Annotated in this window: 18 protein-coding genes; 16 read left to right on the top strand and 2 right to left on the bottom strand. The window is 33.9% G+C overall.

Going from position 1 to position 19542, the window contains the following annotated elements; translation table 11 throughout:
- The first annotated feature begins 3 nt into the window (after positions 1 to 3).
- The gene (locus D464_RS0109470) at positions 4 to 2352 is read left to right on the top strand and encodes a type IV secretory system conjugative DNA transfer family protein (protein WP_018911192.1); all 2349 of its coding nucleotides are present in this window, start codon (positions 4 to 6) and stop codon (positions 2350 to 2352) included.
- The gene (locus D464_RS0109465; protein WP_018911191.1) at positions 2352 to 2750 is read left to right on the top strand and encodes a helix-turn-helix domain-containing protein; all 399 of its coding nucleotides are present in this window, start codon (positions 2352 to 2354) and stop codon (positions 2748 to 2750) included. The genes D464_RS0109470 and D464_RS0109465 overlap by 1 nt, the downstream gene beginning before the upstream one ends.
- 486 nt (positions 2751 to 3236) lie before the next feature.
- Here D464_RS0109465 and D464_RS0109455 read toward each other — a convergent pair whose 3' ends face one another.
- The gene (locus tag D464_RS0109455) at positions 3237 to 4343 is read right to left on the bottom strand and encodes a peptidoglycan DD-metalloendopeptidase family protein (protein WP_018911189.1); all 1107 of its coding nucleotides are present in this window, start codon (positions 4341 to 4343) and stop codon (positions 3237 to 3239) included.
- A 52-nt stretch (positions 4344 to 4395) separates the two neighbouring features.
- Here D464_RS0109455 and D464_RS0109450 point away from each other — a divergent pair, with 52 nt between their 5' ends.
- From D464_RS0109450 to D464_RS0109390, 13 genes are all read left to right on the top strand, one after another.
- Positions 4396 to 5166, top strand: a complete 771-nt coding sequence (locus D464_RS0109450) for a DUF4099 domain-containing protein (RefSeq protein WP_024985820.1) — start codon at positions 4396 to 4398, stop codon at positions 5164 to 5166.
- 191 nt (positions 5167 to 5357) lie between these two features.
- A complete protein-coding gene (locus D464_RS0109445; RefSeq protein ID WP_018911187.1) occupies positions 5358 to 5858 on the top strand; it encodes a hypothetical protein in 501 nt (166 codons plus the stop codon).
- The gene (locus tag D464_RS0109440) at positions 5843 to 7684 is read left to right on the top strand and encodes a MutS N-terminal domain-containing protein (protein ID WP_018911186.1); all 1842 of its coding nucleotides are present in this window, start codon (positions 5843 to 5845) and stop codon (positions 7682 to 7684) included. Before D464_RS0109445 ends, D464_RS0109440 begins: the two co-directional genes overlap by 16 nt.
- A gap of 91 nt (positions 7685 to 7775) precedes the next feature.
- Complete coding sequence (locus D464_RS0109435) at positions 7776 to 7982, top strand: hypothetical protein (RefSeq protein ID WP_009434277.1); 207 nt, start codon at positions 7776 to 7778, stop codon at positions 7980 to 7982.
- 5 nt (positions 7983 to 7987) lie between these two features.
- Positions 7988 to 9691 (top strand): ArdC family protein, encoded by a 1704-nt coding sequence (locus D464_RS0109430; RefSeq protein ID WP_018911184.1) that lies wholly within the window; start codon positions 7988 to 7990, stop codon positions 9689 to 9691.
- Between the two features lie 4 nt (positions 9692 to 9695).
- Positions 9696 to 10895: a DUF3991 domain-containing protein gene (locus D464_RS0109425; RefSeq protein ID WP_018911183.1), complete on the top strand. Its 1200-nt coding sequence runs from the start codon at positions 9696 to 9698 to the stop codon at positions 10893 to 10895.
- A gap of 7 nt (positions 10896 to 10902) precedes the next feature.
- Positions 10903 to 11382 (top strand): PH domain-containing protein, encoded by a 480-nt coding sequence (locus tag D464_RS0109420; RefSeq protein ID WP_024985819.1) that lies wholly within the window; start codon positions 10903 to 10905, stop codon positions 11380 to 11382.
- Positions 11363 to 12136 carry a hypothetical protein gene (locus D464_RS0109415; protein WP_024985818.1) on the top strand — a complete coding sequence of 258 codons (774 nt, stop codon included), beginning with the start codon at positions 11363 to 11365 and terminating at the stop codon, positions 12134 to 12136. The genes D464_RS0109420 and D464_RS0109415 overlap by 20 nt, the downstream gene beginning before the upstream one ends.
- Before the next feature lie 26 nt (positions 12137 to 12162).
- Positions 12163 to 12990 carry a topoisomerase gene (locus D464_RS0109410; protein WP_018911180.1) on the top strand — a complete coding sequence of 276 codons (828 nt, stop codon included), beginning with the start codon at positions 12163 to 12165 and terminating at the stop codon, positions 12988 to 12990.
- A 9-nt stretch (positions 12991 to 12999) separates the two neighbouring features.
- Positions 13000 to 13296, top strand: coding sequence for an HU family DNA-binding protein (locus tag D464_RS0109405; protein WP_024985817.1), 297 nt, complete (start codon positions 13000 to 13002; stop codon positions 13294 to 13296).
- 5 nt (positions 13297 to 13301) lie between these two features.
- On the top strand, positions 13302 to 13805 hold the full coding sequence (locus D464_RS0109400) for a hypothetical protein (RefSeq protein WP_024985816.1): 504 nt from the start codon (positions 13302 to 13304) through the stop codon (positions 13803 to 13805).
- The gene (locus D464_RS0109395; RefSeq protein ID WP_018911178.1) at positions 13805 to 14968 is read left to right on the top strand and encodes a hypothetical protein; all 1164 of its coding nucleotides are present in this window, start codon (positions 13805 to 13807) and stop codon (positions 14966 to 14968) included. Before D464_RS0109400 ends, D464_RS0109395 begins: the two co-directional genes overlap by 1 nt.
- A gap of 582 nt (positions 14969 to 15550) precedes the next feature.
- Positions 15551 to 16348, top strand: coding sequence for a hypothetical protein (locus D464_RS0109390; protein ID WP_232212636.1), 798 nt, complete (start codon positions 15551 to 15553; stop codon positions 16346 to 16348).
- Positions 16349 to 16352: 4 nt separating this feature from the next.
- Here the strand turns inward: D464_RS0109390 and D464_RS0109385 are convergent, their stop codons facing one another.
- Positions 16353 to 17954, bottom strand: a complete 1602-nt coding sequence (locus D464_RS0109385) for a relaxase/mobilization nuclease domain-containing protein (protein WP_024985815.1) — start codon at positions 17952 to 17954, stop codon at positions 16353 to 16355.
- 185 nt (positions 17955 to 18139) lie between these two features.
- Between D464_RS0109385 and D464_RS0109380 the strand changes: the two genes are divergently transcribed.
- On the top strand, positions 18140 to 18529 hold the full coding sequence (locus D464_RS0109380) for a plasmid mobilization relaxosome protein MobC (RefSeq protein ID WP_018911175.1): 390 nt from the start codon (positions 18140 to 18142) through the stop codon (positions 18527 to 18529).
- Positions 18530 to 19542: the final 1013 nt, after the last annotated feature.

The following is a 19542-nucleotide window of genomic DNA, read 5'->3' as shown; positions in this document are numbered from 1 at the left end:
CCTATGGCAATAGAAGAAACTAAGGAACAGCAGCAGATATACAATATTTTTAGAAGTTGTATCTATATTATCCTTATCCTTGAACTTGTTATGAATTTACCAATTCTTACAGGTGATCCGATAACAAAATTTCTTTTATCCTTCTTATACAAGCTAAAGCTCTTTAATAGTGTTATTGGCTGTAAGTTTATGGAATTGGTATGCATAGCAGTTACGTGTACAGGAACAAGGGCAAAGAAGGAGTTGAAATTCAATATGAAGACAATGGTTGTCATACCATTAGGTATTGGCTTTTATCTCCTACTAACAAGTGTATTGGTACATAAGGATAACTGGGGTGGAACAATATTAGGTTTACCTACCAATAGGATAATATATGCCTTTTGTTCTGTCATTGGTATCATGCTTGTTCATCAGGGATTGGATGCTATAAGTAAGTACTTCAATCACAAACTTGGAGATGACCGTTTCAACTTTGAAAATGAGAGCTTTCAACAGATGGAGAATAAGGTTGATAATCCATATTCTGTAAACATACCAATGATTTTCTACTTTAAGAAGCGTATGCGCCATGGTTGGATAAATATTATTAACCCCTTTCGTGCAACTCTTGTATTAGGAACTCCTGGATCAGGTAAGTCATTTGGAATCATAGACCCCTTTATTCGTCAACATTCAGCTAAAGGGTTTACAATGATGGTATATGATTTCAAATTTCCAACTCTTGCAAAGAACCTACTATATCAGTACTGTAAGAACAAGAAGTATGGTCATTTACCTGAGAATTGTGGATTCCGCATCATCAATTTTGCAAATGTAAGATATTCGAATCGTATCAATCCTATTCAAAAGAAATACATACCTGATATTGCAGCAGCATCAGAAACAGCAGCAACGCTTTTAGAGTCTCTCAACAAAGGAGGTGGAGATAAAAAAGGTGGTTCAGAGGCTTTCTTTAAGAATGCTTCTGAAAACTTTCTTGCAGCTATCATATACTTCTTTGTTAATTTTCATCCTACAGGTTATCTGAAAGGAAAAAAGCTAAAACGCTTCTTCCACTATACACGAATAATCAATATTGACCAAGTTGAAGAAGGTACATTGCAACTTGTGTATAAACAATGGACGGATTATGCTGGTATTAACGAAAAGGGAGAAGTTATACTTGATTTTAACAATGAAGAGTTTGTCAATATGTCATTAGACAAAGATGGAATCTTCGTAGAACTTGAGGGATTTTCTTACAAAGACAGTGATAATTGTCTTGTTACCATTACTGAAGCATGGTATGAAGATAGTAAAGGGAATAGAGTTACGCCTGACACTATAACAGGAGAATATTCTGATATGGCTCACGTGCTTCAATTCCTAAATAAATCATATGATAGTGTGTTCAAGATATTGATGAGCGATAATGCTATCAAGCCCCTTATGGCTCCTTTTGAATCAGCTTTTAAAAATAAAGCTATGGATCAGTTGGAAGGTATGGTAGGAACACTTCGTGTTGCTGCTGGTCGCCTTGCTACAGAGGAAGCCTACTGGGTTTTTACAGGTGATGACTTTGACTTAAAAATATCAGATAAGACAAATCCAAGTTATCTTGTCATTGCTAATGACCCTGAAAAGGAACAGGTTATAGGTTCATTAAATGCTTTAATTCTAAACCGCCTTGTGGTTAAGATTAATAGTAAGAACAACTATCCCTGTAGTCTGATAATAGATGAGTTGCCAACACTTTATTTTCATAAGATAGATCGATTAATAGGTACAGCACGAAGTAACAAAGTATCTGTTACACTCGGCTTCCAGGAACTACCTCAACTCGAAGCTGATTATGGAAAGAATGGTATGCAAACTATCATAGCTACATGTGGTAATATATTTATGGGTGCTGCACGCAACAAAGAAACGCTTGAATGGGCACAGAATGATGTGTTTGGAAAAGTAAAACAGACAAGTAAATCAATTTCTATTAATGACCAAAAGGTTTCTACTTCTATATCTGAAAAAATGGATCACCTACTTCCTGCTGCAAAAATAGCAGATATGGCTACTGGGTGGTTGGCAGGGCAAGTTGCTCGAGATTTTACCCCTACTCCTAATGGAGCTATGAACACTTTTGAGATAGAAAACTCAGAAGAGTTTAAAACTTCAAAGTATTTCTGTAAGACAGACTTCGACATGAAGAGGATAAAGACAGAGGAAGAAAAATATGAGGAGATTCCACCTATTTATGACTTTGGCTCTGACCGAAATATGAAAGTTATACTTAGTCGTAACTTTAATAGAATAGAGTCTGAAATAGAAAACATGATTAATGAACTTTTACCGCCTGGTAAACCTGTAAAATAATGAAGAAACATATGACACAAAATGTAAGTGATTTGCTGCAAGAGAAATTAGGTAATCGTTTAAAGAATGTGCGCAGGTATTTAATGATGACGCAGCAGGAAGTTGCTGAACAAACTGATATATCTGTTATCACAATATCTAAGATAGAACACGATAAGGTAGTTAATTCAGACTCATTCCTGCGTTTACTACTTTTTTACTCTAATTACATATCAGCGGATTTCCTATTTGCAAAAGATTTCAATGTTGCAGATGCTGATAATTATACTAAATCTTTTTCCTTAAACACTATTGTTAAAGCAAAAATAGAAGTGATAAGAGAAGAATTTGAAAAGGAATTATCTAAGTTAAAGTCTGAATATATACAGAAGCTCACAGAAACAGCTAATTTACTTTAAGGGGAAACAGTAGTATTTACTGAAATATATTTGTATATTTGATAGACAAATATATCACATCGTGGCTCTAAAAGCCAATCGTTGCACTTAAAAAAGAATATTATGATAGTTCTTCTTGCTTGTATAGTTGGTTTTTGTCTTGGTAAATTCATCGTCCAAGTCATTGTTTTTATGATACTATTGTTAGTTTCTATAGCAAAAATGCTATTAAAAAGCGTTTTGGCTATAAGTAAGATTGCTCTTCGTATAATAAGATTTATATATAGTAAGGTTTACCAATATTATCAAAAAAATAAATTTGGAATAGCAAAAATAAGTACTTTTAGCCCTCAATAATATGGTAGTTTAAGAAGGTCAATAAGTAGATATTATTATTATCTGGTTCCTTTTGTGGACTTGACTGGTATATTTTTTTAAGGTAAAAAAGATGGGAAGTAGCACAAAAACTACTCCCCATCACTCATTTATGGCAACAACTAAAACATATTATAATGAGCTACTGATACTTCTTACTTTAGACAAATAATTTGGGTCAGAAGCATAGCCTATTCTATTAAGAAAACCGAAATAATCTCCACCCTTATACTTATACTGAACATAATCCCTGTATGCCTTTACAGATTCTTCCCAGTTATTAAATCTATAATAAGAGCCATCTGATGGGTGACGTAAACCAAACAAGTTATTATAATTAAGACATATATTAGAAGTAAAGTACCCTGTTTCAAGTATCGCTTGTGCTACTACAATCTTTGGATATAGAATACCATATTTATCTAACATCTGATATAAATTATTGATATTAAGCTCTTTAGGTGGTCTTGTTCCAAATCTAACATATGCAATTTTATCACGTAAACTTGTAATATATTTATTCAGATATGCTATGAAAGGAGCTGGATTAAGACTTTTACCATTAGAAGAAATTTTAATGTGTAAATGAGGACCCGTAGAGTGTCCTGTACTTCCTGATATTCCTACAATAGTCCCTGCATATACTTCATCACCTTGCCTTACCGTTATTGTGGAAAGATGACCATAAAGACATTGTATATGCCCATAATCAAGGATAACATGATTACCATATCCTTTTTTACTATACACGACCTTTAAGACCCTACCAGGAAGCATCGAATAAACATGTTTCATATTACATTCAAGGTCAATTCCATCGTGGAAGGCAGAACACTTTTTAAAAGGGTCTTTTCTATAGCCATATTTAGACGTAACACTAATAAAATCTAAAGGAAGACAGACGTCCATACGTTGCTTTATCAAACCAAATAATAGACTATCTTTAACATTGACAAATACTGGAACATCTTTTTCTATAGAGATTTCATGCCCTTCTGTAGTCGAAAAGAAGTCGATTAGATAATCATCTTCTTTCGTAGATGCTTTTACTGATTTCATAGAGTCTTGATAAGCATAGAAATACTCTTCATGACTACCACGTACAGCTTTCTTTTTCGTAGCAGTGTTATTAGTAATTTTAATTTCTTTTTCCCTCATGATAGTGTAGAATTGTGCTTTCATTGTTAATGGAAATAGCACTAAAGAGGTCGTACCAATTATCAACGATTTTACTTTCATCTTACAATGTTTTTTTTTAATTTTGAATCAAAATTAATACAAATATATGGATATGGCAATGGTAAATCGTTTTTTGGAAAAAGACATTCCATACGGCAAATTAGCCAATCTTGGTATTGATAGAGAAAAGACTTTATCTATGCCAAAAGATTTATTAGAGAGTTTGATGAGTGGTAAAGTTACTCCCCTCGTTCAAGCTCATGTTCGTTCAGAAAGTGGAATAACTTATGAAGTTCCACTTAAACTGCAACTTATAAGAGATCGAGAGGGAAAGATAGATTTGATGACTTACCCTGTCAGAAAGAGTTTAATGAGTGATATTTCTCTTTCTGAAAATGAGAGAGAGAGACTGCAACAGGGTGATACCATTCGCAAGGAGATAAAGGAGAATGGAGTTCGTCGAATGCAATTCATTCAAATGGATAATGAGACAAAATCCCTTATTAAACGGAATGTGAGTAATTTACGCCTTCCTGAGCAGATTGCACAAATGGAGAAGATTAATGATATTCAGCTTGGTCAGAATCAGAAAAATGCCATTAAAGAGGGGAAGCCTATCGAACTGGAGATTGGTCATGAGAAAGTCTCCGTTGGTGTTGATTTGAAAGAACCACAAGGTTTCAAAATTGTAAAAGGAGACATGACGGAATGGGAACGCCAACAAAAGATTAAATACGATATGGCGAATGAGGGCTTTATGGGTTATGTTCTCACCGATCAAAACCGATGGGAATATCAAAAGGTTGTTGATAAACTCCAACATAAAGAAAATAAGTTGGAAATCAAAGAAGGACAAAAAAAGCCAGCAGGTATTAAGATTTAGCACTAAATATCCTGTTACTAACACAAGTATAGTCCTATATTTTATTAAGGATTAAGATAATAATTAATTCACCCTTGATAGGGACACTTTAATACAATTACCGAATTAGCTGACAGTAGTCTTCTCGGTAGTCTTTAATATATTTCCCCAGTTTTAAAGACTGTTGTTCAAGGAGCATAAGATTTTGTTTTATGCCCAGAGAAGACTTATCTCCTGTCGCAGGGGAACAATCATTATATAAATTAAAGTCTTATCAGAAGTTTAAAGGTTTTTCTGATAAGCAAGAATATATCTATACCCTTATGGCACGTCCATATGGTAGAGATACACAGCCCGAATTTGGTTTCGTACGTCATCAAGACTCAGGAACTATATTTGGGCAAGTCGTTTTTGATCATTTACTTTCTCCAGCACAGTGCCGTAATTATAAGTTAAGACCTGATAGTGGTTTACAAGCACTTGTTGGTAATTTGTATGCTAATGTAAATATTCAAAACGGCAACTATTTGCTTTCTATTGAAAGCTATGATTCTAATACTGGGCTTTTCAAAATTTCAAAGAAACAGAATGGGAAGAATATGTCCACATCGTGGCTGAACTGGCAGGATATGATAGATATACTTGTGCGCTGCGAATGGAGGATTCTTTCAACTACACATAATAAACAATCATTCTTATGGAAGAAAAAGTAAAACCGTTGGTGGAGCAGGAAAAAGCCGTTCGGAGAGATTCAGAGAGTCTTTCTGATAAAAAGACTGCAAAGAAATCAGAAGTCTTTTATTTCTCGGTTGTACATCTACAAGCTGGAGAGGATGCGAAGGACATCAGTGCAATGCACAAAAGAGGTCATTTAAACAAACTGCTTACTACAGTTACAAGTTATGACCAAGGCAATGCCATAACATTAGATAACATCTTTAAGTCTCCATTACAGAAAAAAGGAGACGAGCTTTTGCGTGAAAATAAAAAATATGCAGTTGTGTACAACAACACAGAAGGAGGTTCTTATGAGGTTTTCCGAAAAGTTCAAGAACAGGAAGTAAAGAAAAACATAGAACGTCATGGATTGCCCGAAAACGCAACCAATGATGTAAAACTACTCTATCAGTCAAATGAACATCATGCACAAAAGCTATCTGATAACGCCTCGGTGTCACCTATCATAAAGCAGTATAATTCACTGAAAGAGCAACACCCAGACGCTTTACTTCTTTTCCGAGTTGGTGATTTTTATGAATCATACAAAGAAGATGCTGTGAAAGCCTCGAAATACCTTGGCATTGACTTAACAATGCAGAAAAATGGAACACAAGTAATAGGCTTCCCTAACAATGCCCTCGATAAATATCTTCCAATGTTGATTAAAGCTGGTGAACGTGTTGCAATTGTCGATCATTTAGAAATGGTACAGAGAAAGCAAGAAAATCCAAGTAAAAGACATGAGGAAGATATAAAGCTCGATAGACAACAAAGTTCTCAAAAAGTATCAGATACAATAAGTGCGACATCGGCTCAGCAACAAAAATTTATAGATGATATTAAAGCTGCCATGGGCACCACAAGAATGGTGGTTCTTCCTGATTTTGGAACTCAAAAGGGTGTTGTTGCAGGTACTGGAGAAGATAAGGGTATATCTCTAAGTCGTGTATATGCTTGGAATGACAACATTTCTTTTGCAGGTTCAGTTCCAGGTGATGATGCTCAAAAGCGTAGATACTATCATCCCGAAAATATACGTCCTGAATTTTATGACTATCTTGTTAACGAAGTAAAGAAAGCTACTGCTCCACAGCTTATTACAGAGAATGGTCAGAAAGTTACATCTGCAAATCTTTATGAATCACCGAAACAGGAAGGCAAATACTTCTTCTATGCTCGCCTTGATGGTGTTGGTTTACATCCAAAAGCAGTTAAGTCACAGGATGTAGAAGCCTTTATGAAGCAAGAACTATCTGTAAAGGATATGTTTGAAAAATATTATCCAACTAAGATGGCAAAGCAGTTGAGTAAAGAAGACTTTGATAGTCTCAGACTTTCCGATGGGAACGAACTAACAAAGGTTAGAGTATATAAACAACGTGATAAAAATAAATCGCATTTCGGAGAATATCTCTTGTATGCCGAAATGGGTAATAAGCGTTTCCATGCTACTCCTTTAAGTCATGACCTATTAGATGCCTACTTTGATAAAACTCAAAGTAAAGGACAAATAGCAGAAAAGGTAATTGGTGAACAACTACATTTAAAGTCAGCATATGAGAAATACAAATTACCAGAGAATATATCAGTACAGGAAGTTCGTATTCGAAAAGTACCTGATCAAGACTGGCTTATTTCTGCCTATTTAGGAGATAAAGGTCAGACTCCTGAACGTAAAGTTTCAAGTAATGACCTCTACTCTCTTTTTAAGTCTAAAACAGCTACAAGAGAACAACTGGCTGCAAAGTATTTGACCGAGGATATTAAGGACTTGTCTCGAAGTAAGCCCTTAGAACGATCACAAGGCTTAAAAATATAAACGTAAGCAATCGCAAAGAAACTTAAAATCAAATTGCCACAACCTCACTATAAAGTGAGGTGTGGCAAACTTCAAAATTACAATAAACAATATGGAAATAAAATCTTTTGAAGAGTTAGAACAGCTTAAGCAGGAAGGACGAATAGGATGGGTAGAGTTTCTCCTGCAAAGTGAGTATGGAGAGAGCTACAAGCTTTGGCTTAATGACAGAGGTGCAGAAGCTGATGAGGATAATGCAGAGTTATTCCTTGAACAAACAGATGCCTCTTTCTTTGATAATCAAGAATTTCTTATGTAAGGACTATGGCATACCAATACAATAAAAGCAATTCGCAAAGCTCCAGTGATAAGGCTGTAGAAGCATTTGCAGCAATGATTATCTCTCGTCTTGAAGAGGTTAAGGCAAGTGAATGGAAGAAAGGGTGGATTGGAGGAAATGGATACCAAGGAATGCCACAGAATATGAATGGTAGAACTTATTCGGGTACAAATTCTTTATTCCTATTCATGCACACCGCAATGAATAACTATGCAGCTCCTATATATCTTACTTTTCTACAGAAAGAAAAAGAAGGTTTGCGCCTTAATAAAGGTGCGAAAGCTATGCCTGTAGTGTATTGGGACTGGAATATCAAAGATGCAGAAGGGAAGAAAGTCTCTTTGACTGATTATAGAAGTATGTCGAAAGAAGAACGAGAGCACTGCGAAGCTCGTCCCTTCCTTCGCTCCTTCCGTGTCTACAATATTGACCAAACTAACATGAAAGAGGTCAATAAAGAAAAATACGATAAACTTGTCGCACAGTTCCAGTCCCCTAAAGTTGCAGACACACAAGGAATGTATAAGAATGCTGCACTTGATAGAATGTTTGAGCATCAGGAATGGTTATGTAAAATTCACTGCGATAAACCATCAGCTGGAGCTTTCTTTAACCCCACTCATGATTTTATTGTAATTCCACAAAAAGAGCAATTCAAGATAGGAAAAACAGAAAGTGATATTTACAAGGATGGTATGGAGTATTACTCTACTGCTTTGCATGAAATGACACACTCTACAGGAACAGCTGAGCGTCTGAATAGAAATATGGAAGGACGCTATGGAGATCCTAAATATGCAAAAGAAGAGCTTGTTGCAGAGCTGTCAGCGGCAATGGTTGGTAATACTATGGGCTTTGATAAACGAATTACTGATAATAGTGCAGCTTATATTGACGGTTGGCTTCATACACTTCGTGAAGAGCCTCGATTTATCATGTCTGTGATGGCAGACGTGAATAAGGCTTCAAATCTTATTCTTGAAAAAATTGATGAGCAAAAACTTGCCTTAGGCGAAAAACCTATATTGAATAATAAGCAAGAAGAAAAGCAGTTAGAGCAGGTTCCCACTGAATCCATAATTCCCAAGTGGGATATTATGGAAACAGATAGAGCATACACAGATAAAGACGTAAAAGCATATACTGAGCGTCTACATGAGGCTGCCTCTAAATTAACTTCCCACATTACTGATGCTCGCATATTAGAGGACGAAAATGGGTATCGTTTTCTTTTCAAGAATAATGATAAAATGAGCGAATTGAACCAAAAGGATATTCCTGCTACCTTGCAAACATGGTTAAGTAATGTTTCAACGGAAAAAGAAACTTTACGCAACAATGGTTATCCAAGTATACTGCATAAAGGTGAAAATGTTAATCTTATAGCTTCACTCGTCTATGCTGATATCAACTCACAGCATATAGATCGTAGCAATTCCGAAAAGTCTTCAATTACAGCAGGGATATATAAGCAACCAGCAGGTAATTATGTCGTTCGTGCATCTGTAGATGGTCAAGAATTAGAGCCTAAGCCTATAGATAACAAAACAGCTGTTACCTACCTCAAAATCGATGATAATTCTCAAAAAGATAAGATGCTTTCTGATATTGTAAAAAAGCATTATGGAGAAGAATTATCCATGCCAAGAGTATCACAGCATGTTTCACAAGGATTAAAGATAAGATAAGCTTATGAAGGAATATCAAGTAGACTTCAAATCTTTGAAGTCAAAGGTTGGAGTTGATGACGTAGCTTACAGCTTAGGTTATCAAGTGGATAGGAAGGCTGGACTCGGAAGATATGTAGAGTTTGTTCTTCCTGATGGTACTGGCGGAAAGAAAGATACGATTATTGTTAGTCATTTAAATGACAAGGCACAACAAACATTCTTTCGTCGTAATGGGCAACGTGGCGATGTAATTAATTTCATTCAAGAGAATGCTGGTTCTTTTGGCATATCGGGACGTAACAACTGGGATTTAATCAGTAAGGTAATGGCAAAGTTTGCAAACGAGCCTATTGAAGAAAGAGTCCCTCGTCCTTATGCACAATTAAGTAATGATAGTAAGAAATTTGACCCTAAACTTTATCAGACAGAACCTATCATGCAGAATCTTGATAAGACTCAATACATCTTCAAACAACGAAGTATAAAGCGAGAAACTGTAGAAACATTTGCTCCTTGGATTCAGCAGATTAAGGACAATCGAATTGAGAAGGATTTTTTCAATATAGGTTTTCCTTATAAACAACCAGGAGGTGATAAAATTGAAGGCTATGAGATACGTGGTTATGGGAGTTTCAAACGAAAAGCAACTGGAACAAACTCTACTACGGCTGCATGGATTGTTGATTTCTCCAAAAACAATAATCCTCAAGATATAAAACACGTATTTTTTGCAGAAAGTGCTTATGATATCATGGCTTTCTATCAAGCAAACAAAGCAAAACTACAGGGCGAATTAGACAAGTCTGTCTTTGTATCTATTGGTGGAACATTCTCTAATCAACAGGTTGCAGGAATAATGAACTATTATTCACATGCCCGTGCTGTAGATTGCTTTGACAATGACATTCCTGGTCGTATTTATGGAATGCGAATGGTTGGTGTTGTTGAGAAAGTACCTCTTTCAATCAATCAGCATGATAAAATGATAGATGTAAACTATAATGGAGTAACTCATATCCTTGATGCAGAAACTGCCAACTTACATAGTTTGCGCCCTATTATTCCTTTCAAACGAGAATACGGAATAGAAAAGGCTCCTGCAGCCTTCAAAGACTGGAATGATGTTATTCAGAATAAGCCCTCCACTATAATACTTTCAAAAAATAAGTATGAGAGAGACGAAAATCTTCGTGAAAGAAGGACTGGAGGAATTAAGATGTAAATGTATTATGGATATATCAATAAAGCCAAACTATAGAGAGTTCCTTGCAGAAAACTTAGGGATATGCTGTCTTTTCTTCATAAGTATTGTTGCTATGCCTTTGTCAAGGGTAATAGATAGCCAATATATTCAAATAGGTATTTCTTTTTGTTCTTTGATATTGGCAGTTGTTCTCATAGTCAGATACATTATGCTTACAGCTGTTATATGGATTGTTGGTAATTCTACTTTGAGCCGTATTCAAGGTGTTTTCTCACGACATACGGACTATATTGAACTTTACCGTGTTGTGGATTATAGAGAGTCACAAACTTTCTGGCAAAAGATATGGAAAGTTAAGACTATCAGCATAATCTCAACAGACAAAACTGATAGTTTAATGAGCATATATGGAGTAAAGACTACTCTCCCTTTGGTACAGATAATTCGTAATCGAGTAGAAAAATGTAAACAAGACAAAAGAATATATGAAATTACAAATCAATAAAACAATAGCTATTATTGCTATTTTTCTATGTCTCAATAGAACAACTATATCTGCTTCTGTAATACAAGTAGATCCAGCTTTAACAAGTGCTATAACCCTTCAAATGACAACTCTTCAAAGTATTTATTCTAAACGTGATAAAACTCAAAAGAAGATTATAGCAGCAGAAGCAGCTGTGACAGTAGCATTAGACAAAATGCATAAGGTAGAAGATAAAGTACTTGGATATATGGCAAATGTACAAGGAGCTTTTCAAAACCTTTACCAAATCAAACGAGCCGGTGAATTAGTAGCGAAAGATATTCCTGCTAATATTGGGAATGTTCGTAAGGCTATTCGCATTGGTGGCTTTCAAGGAACTTTCCTTTCTACTGTGGTTGGTAGTGAACTTACTAACATGACAACAGAAATGATGAGTTTATATCCTTTCTTAGAGCAGCTCGTTACCAGTGGTACGTACAATACTAAAGAGTTTGATGAGAATGGAAATATAATAGATAAGAAACATAAGGTAAACCTACTTAACTCAGCAGAACGCTATTACATCTGTAATACTGTATTAAGCAAGTTAGAAAATATCAACACATCGCTATATCTTCTTGCATGGGAAATCCAAACTATGCGTTGGAGAGATTTGTTTTTCAAACTTGACCCAGAAGGATGGGCTGCTGTAATGTCAGGAAGAAACATTGTAGAAGGTGTCGTTTCTGATTGGAACTACAACTTGCGAAAATATAATTTCAATTTAGAATAATCATATCCTATTTAATGGTACTTTAAATGGAAAAAATAGAAAGAGGTTTAGGATTGTGTCCTGTGTGTGGTAAAGGACATATTATTAAGACTAACAAGGATTATGTGTGTACGAACAAACTAAAGCCATCAGGTAATGGAAAATCTTGTCGCTTTTCGCTGCCATTACATTTGCATGGTGTCGAAATTACAGATTCGATAATACACCAACTGATACAGAATGGTAGAACAGAGGAACTGACATTATCTGATCAAAGAGGTTTTTCATATAGGGGACACCTTATTATTGTTAAGGATAAAGGATATAGTGTAGAAACAAAAAAGATAACACTCAATGCTGTGTGTCCTGACTGTGGTGGTAAGATTGTATTAACTCGCTTTGGATATGCGTGTGAGAATAGTATTAATATAAATCCGACTTGTACCTTTCATATTTCAAATTTCATCTGTAATAGATTTATATCTCCAGACGAAGCAGAAGCCTTCTGCAATGGAAGAGGAGACATACTTGATGGGTTTTATAATAAGCAAGGAAAGTGGTTTTGTGCCTATTTGTCGAGAGGCTCACATGGAGAGGTTGAACTGACATCATTTGTTGGCAAGTGTCCAGAATGTGGAGGTGATATTCTTGTTGGTACAACTGCTTTCAACTGTTCAAACTATAAACATGGTTGTAACTTCAAAATATGGAAGCATTATTATGGACACAAAGTTAATTTGCAAGATGCAAAAGAACTTCTCTCCAATGGTCACTTACAAAAGCCTTTCACGGCTTTTGATAAGTATGGTCACATTCTTGCACTTAATTTACAGTTGGGAAGTCACAACGAGATACAAATAGTTTCAAATAAATAAAGATAAGACATGGAAGAAAGAACTATTACATTAAATGAACTTATTCGTCTTGCAAAGACACGTTCAGGTTTATCACAAGAAACTTTACGAAAGAGTTTACAAGCGCTTTTAGGAGCAACAAGTGAAGCATTAGATGAAGGTAAAAGAGTATCTTTAGATAATTTCGGTAGTTTTTGTGTAAGAACAATAGAGGAACGTACTGTTACTCCTCCTCCTCCACACAATACACCTGTTATCGTTCCAAAGCATCAGATAGTTCGTTTTAAGCCCTCTAAGAACATTTTTTTATATCACATAAAATACTAATTTCAATGAGAAAGTTACCAATAATTTTTATCTTTCTGGCTGCATTGATGATTGCTTCGTGTCGGTCTTCTAAGTCCGAAATGACACACAGAGCCAAAGAGAATCTTGAAGCATCGCTTGATTATCCAAAGCAATTAAAGATAATTGCCCACTCACAACCTGACTCTGCTTTTGGAGTTACCTATTTCACTCGCAATGAAATTACTGGTATGCTGAAGGTTATGGCTGTTGTTACTAAACAACTTATGGCTAAGACAAAAGATATTAGTGATATTTCTAATAGCGATGCATATACTGTTGGATTAATGCGTCGCCAAATGAATGCTGCAACAGAAGTGCAAAACATGATTTTCAAGAATGTACCAAAAGGACAATGGTCAGGGTGGAAGGTCAAAATTGATTATGAATGCGTCGATAAAGACGGACTAAAATATCGTGCTGAACGATGGGTCTTTTTTGATAAAGATGGTAAGAATGTAATTAAAACTTTTGAGATACCTTTGCCATAATGGAGTTAAAGAAAGATATTACAAATCTTATTAAAAGTTTATACAAGTGCCATTCTAATCTGATTAAAGAGCAGAAGGCACTTGTGCTTTTTAATATTGGTGTATGCTGTGTCGCTATCAATAATGAGGCTGACATGTTGTATATAAAGATGGGTTGGGAGTTAATTGACTTCGAGGACGATAATACTATATATTCCTTTATGATTATTAATCAGTATGGTATAAAGGTATTGGAGTCCATGAAATATAACATAGTGAAATATGATAGTATTATCTATCATAATGATATACTTTCAACAGTTGCCGAGTTACAACAATCGTTGGACTATTTGCGAATTAATTCCACAGAGAAGAGTATAGACTACCCTATTGTTGCTAAAAATCTTTCTGTGGAGGGCATGAGCTTTATAAGGACACTTCGCCTTTCTTCACTCCACATAGATAGGAATAATATTTCTGTATTAATAGATAACTATGAGACAGTCACCTTAGCGAATGAATATGAATGGAATTTTAGTAAAACTGAGAAAACTATATTGGAATCTTTAAAGGTTTTATTTCAAGAGCAATATACATATATTCTATATATGGTACAACATTATAATATTGCAGTGAAAACTCAGCAGTCAAAAAATTCAATATTGCATAATTTTTTTTTAAAGAAGAAGGCTGAAAATCATAACGAAAATATTGTCTGTGTAAGATGTAAGGATTATTACTTGACGTTCGATGATGATGCAATTGTTGTACATAGCTTGTTAAGCGACATCTTTCTATATGATATTAGAACTTTTGGAGTAAGAGGAAATATATGTGCTGTAATTCGTCCAACACAGATTATCAACCTTTTCAAAAGACAAAGTAATATCTCTATCATCTCTTATTCGGAAGCCGAGCCATTGTATTGCCTGGGACTTAAAGAAAGTTTTCTAAATATTAGATATAAGAAAGAAATATCGTATATAAATACTATAATACGCAAACATATGAATGGTATTTTTACTATTTCTGCTATTTTCAATGGTTATTCTCTCCCAGAGCAACAAATATCAAGTATCCTTGGTGGCTATTATTTCAGATTGCCCTCTTGTGAAGAAAAAGAAGCAGTTTTATCTGCTATCGTTCATCAGACATATGATGATATAATATATCAACTTACATAAAGCGCATATGAAAAGATTATATTTATTAGGGTTAATTTTTCTATATTGCACGATTATACTAATATGTGTAATTTCTACTTATACAGGATACAAAAGTAATGGTAATGTAAAGGCAGACTAAGTTATTATAAACCATTATCTAATAAGTTATATATTTGCAATGTAATTTAAAATATTGTAATATGGAAACAATGAAAATTGGTACTGTTGAGTATTCCCTCTTAATTACTCACACAGAATTAGGATTTGTTTATACATTGTCCTATGTTGATAGTGATTGTAAAAAGCATGCTATTACGTTCTCTGACGTGCGTGATTATACTGATTACATTTGTATGTTAATGGAAAGATGTTATGCTAAATGAACGCACCCCTATGTTATGGAAGACCACCACCAAGCACACGCTTGACCAATACCACAAAAACTGATAGAAAACTAAATTTGCAAACATTAATTAATAAATATGTTAAAGTTGTGTTAAAGTCTTGTTTGTCATACATAAAATAATGAAATAATTGATTGAAGGAAATAAAATGTTTATCATGCCGTTATTATTAAATAAACCATAAAATATAAAGAATATGCGTTGTCTATTAATAGTATTCTCATTATTTATTACCTTATCTGTACATTCTCAGGAAACAGATACTCTCCTCTCTCAATATCCGATTTTAGGATATTATAGGTTAGATATGACCTATGAAGAACACTATAATCAGGCAAGCAAGATGAAAGAAGAGTGTTCCATGAAAGACTCTATTGGAATTGTTCGACACTTAATATTGATTAATGGTATTAAGTTCAATATGGATTGTACAGATGTTTCATCTTGTCATGATGTACGTGCAATGGATTTCGAGCAATACAGCAGTAACAGTTCACCTGTGTTTTTTACAGGAGATTCATACTTCCTTGATGGTAAACTGATGTCTATAACTATCAACTCTCTCCCATCGGATGAGAGTATGATGTGTTATATGCCTAATTTCCTTTCTACTATGGATTTACCTAAAAATCGTGCTGTGTTTGATATATCAAATGTAGCCCTTCACAATAAGCTCATAAATCAAGCAAACAATTTGTTTATATATCTCTCTGAGAAATATGGGAAACCAATCGAAGAATATGAAATTAAGAAACTCTCTCAAAAGCAAAATAATACGTCTCAAAAGTATAATGCACAATGGTACTCCTTGTGCAATTCAGGCGCTTCCCTTCCAAGAGCAAAATGGCAATCAAATGGTATGGAAATAGTTCTGGGTATATCAAGTAATGGTACAGTATCTATCTCTTTTCTTAATGAAAAGGAGTTGTCATATTCAAATTTAGAAAAATACTTCAAACCGACAGAGAGAGAACAAAAAATCACCACATGGTGATAACTTATTGATGCAATTTTCTTTCATCATCTATATCGTCCCAATTATCAGAGCCACCAACTTCCCACTCTCTATTAGAATGATGTCCAGTATCTTTAGAGTTTAACAAGCTCTCAACTTTCGCTATCTGCGTTTGCCCACTGTCTCTATTTGTTATAATGCCAACAGAAGCATTTACTCCAACAGAACTATGCCGTTTAAGATTAGTTATATCAATATCTGTTTCATTTAGATTTACGATAGTAGAAGCTCCTATATCAATTGCGTGTAAAGTATCTTCTTTTCTAATAATAACTATCTTTGTCCTATTAAGTTCCTTGTATATAGAATCTGTTTTCTCTGAATCTACGATACTCTTGATATGGTTAATTGTTGAGTTTATCTTATCCACATCATTATTTTCCTTTATTAGAATGTCATTTACATCTTCAATATGCCCAAACTTACATAGAATAGCTCGTTCTTCCTCGGTTGAAGGATTAAACGACTGAATCCATTGTACTTTAAAATTATATCTTAAAGTTTCAAAGTCCTTAGCATTTACTTGTGAAACCATCTTGTAATGTCTATCTCGCACAAAACCATCATGATAAACATTAACTTTATATTTTCTCCATAATTTCTTATTCAGCTCAGCTATTGTTTGCTTCTTGTTTTCCTCCAGAAGATTATGTATGAAAGTTGCTATTTCGTCCTTATTTTCTTCTGTTACAGCCTCTTTCTTAAAGCGAAGTAAATCCTTTATACCTAATACGTCTTTACCCTTATAGGTGGCTTTTTCTTTATGATCTACTATGATATATCCATAAGGTGTATCCTTCTTCCCCATGAAAACTAAACTAACACCAAACTTCTTTTTAAGAACAGCATTGAGTTCTTCCTTATTTGATGTAATATCTCTATATTTAAGCAATATAGCTTTTAATTGCATACGTCTCTTTTGCGTTTCCTCTTTAGAACGTTTCTGTGTATGTTTTTCTATCTCTGCAATCAATATATTTTCGATTACAGTTCCTCCCTTCTTTATATTCAAATTGTCTCCCTCTGTATAGCTCTCGTATCCATTCGATTCAAGAATTGCCTGAAACTGTCCCAGGTTCTCGTATGAGTAACCTAAAGACCGTTGTACTATGCTTTTTACATCTTGCTTGGGCTTAACCCCCATTATTTTATTTATAACAGCTTGTGACCTTAATCTTTCATTATCATGATCTATCTTCTTTCCTTGGGGATTAATTCTACTTGTCACAATGTGGATATGGTGATTACTTGTATCATAATGTGCATAGATTAAAAGAGGTTGCCCCTCTTCACCATAACCCATTTCTTTGAGATATTGGTGTGCAATCCTAACCAACTCATCATAATCACATTCATCTTTCTTACATGATATTGCAAGATGAAATTGTGGCTTTTTTATGTTGTCGTTTTGCGAAGAATAATTAATAAGATATTCCTGTAAATTAGAAGCTGTTACATTACCTGTATTTTGAAGAAGATCGAAATTCTTAATTTCAATAAGCTCTGCCACTCCCTTTGAGACTTTTGCCTCATTATATTCTACTGCATTAAAACTTGAACTTGACCTTAAAATAGTTGCAATCATAATTACCCTTTGATTATACTTATACTCACTTAAAGACATATGTTAAAGGGTACTGTGAAGACTACTGTCAGCAATATCAGCAATTATATTAAAGCCTCTTGAAGTGATGATACAAAGGTAAAGAAAATAATTTAATTTGGATGGAATTTTGTATCTTTACTTATGTAATTATCAAAGAAATAACAATGAAGAAAGATAAAAGAATTAACAGAGTTCCTCTCAATCTAAATGATAGTGAGTTAGAATTATTTAAGAAGAAAGCCACTAATTATAGCAATATGTCTGCAATGATTAGAGCTGCCGTATCTCAATTAGATGACACAAAAACAAAAGGATGGATTAAATCTTTGACCGAATTATCTATACTTATATCCAAATTTTCTACTGAACTTTCTAAGCAAGGAGGTAACTTAAATCAAATAACTAAGCGTGCAAATGAACTTATTTATATTGGCGAATTAGACAAGGATTATTATGAAAATGTATTTCTCCCTCAAGTAAAAGTATTGCAGGAGCTAACAAATGATGTGAAAAAACAGCAATCAGCAATCTTTAAAAAATTGCTCAAACTATAAAATTCTTATTCCTCTTTGTTCTTATACTGGAGTTGCGACAGTATATTTTCCCACTTCTGTGGGCAAGTAACCTTTATGCTCCAATTTGAAAAATAGGTGCATAAAGGTACAACTTGCTTCCGATTGAAATCAACACTTTTACCAAGTATAAACCATACTAATAAACCATTTAAATGATTTTTCTTTTCTATATAACATCATGATAATAATATTTATTATCAGTATAATTGTATTACATTATACTAATATACTAAAATGATAAGTAGTTTATGATTATAATGTGATAATAATAAACTATGCTAATATTATTATATAGCTTTATTCTATTATTACTTTATACCTATTATCCGATATTCTATAAATAGCTATATTACACTTTTATAATATACCTTTATGAATTTATTCCTTTATCACACTATTAAAATATGACAATAATAAAATACATCTATAAAGTAAGCATATTTTATGCTTTCATAATACGATTATATGATTACTATAATACACGATTAGAATAATAAAATATGATATTATTTCTTTATTATAGATATAACAAAACATTATAGGGGAAAAAGGATTATATTCATGTAACCTTTTGAGAAAAAACTAAAGGGAAAGTCATAGTTATGCCTTCCGTGTGCAGAAATTCAACCAGAAACGATATAGAAAATGTGTTGTAATATTAAAGTGTTAATATATGGATAAAAGGTAAAAAGGTAAGAGATGGTAGAGCAAATCTTATTATTAAGAATGTCTCAAATTCTTATTCTATCAGGTTCATCTTTGTTTTTGCTCGATATACATAGATAAAGGAAATGTAAACCTTAATGTTCTTTTCCCTTTAGTTAAAGTTTCCTTTCGCACGCACATTATAAGCTTTATTTATATATTTTATTTATAAGCTTTATTTTAGAGGATTGTAATTCCTTGATTATCATTTTGTTTATTTGTTATTATGTAACCTTTTGAGAACTATTATGTAACCTTTTGAGAACTATTATGTAACCTTTTGAGAA

Source organism: Prevotella veroralis DSM 19559 = JCM 6290, assembly GCF_000377625.1.
Lineage (GTDB): Bacteria > Bacteroidota > Bacteroidia > Bacteroidales > Bacteroidaceae > Prevotella > Prevotella veroralis.
This window is presented reverse-complemented; position numbering and strand designations above follow the sequence as displayed.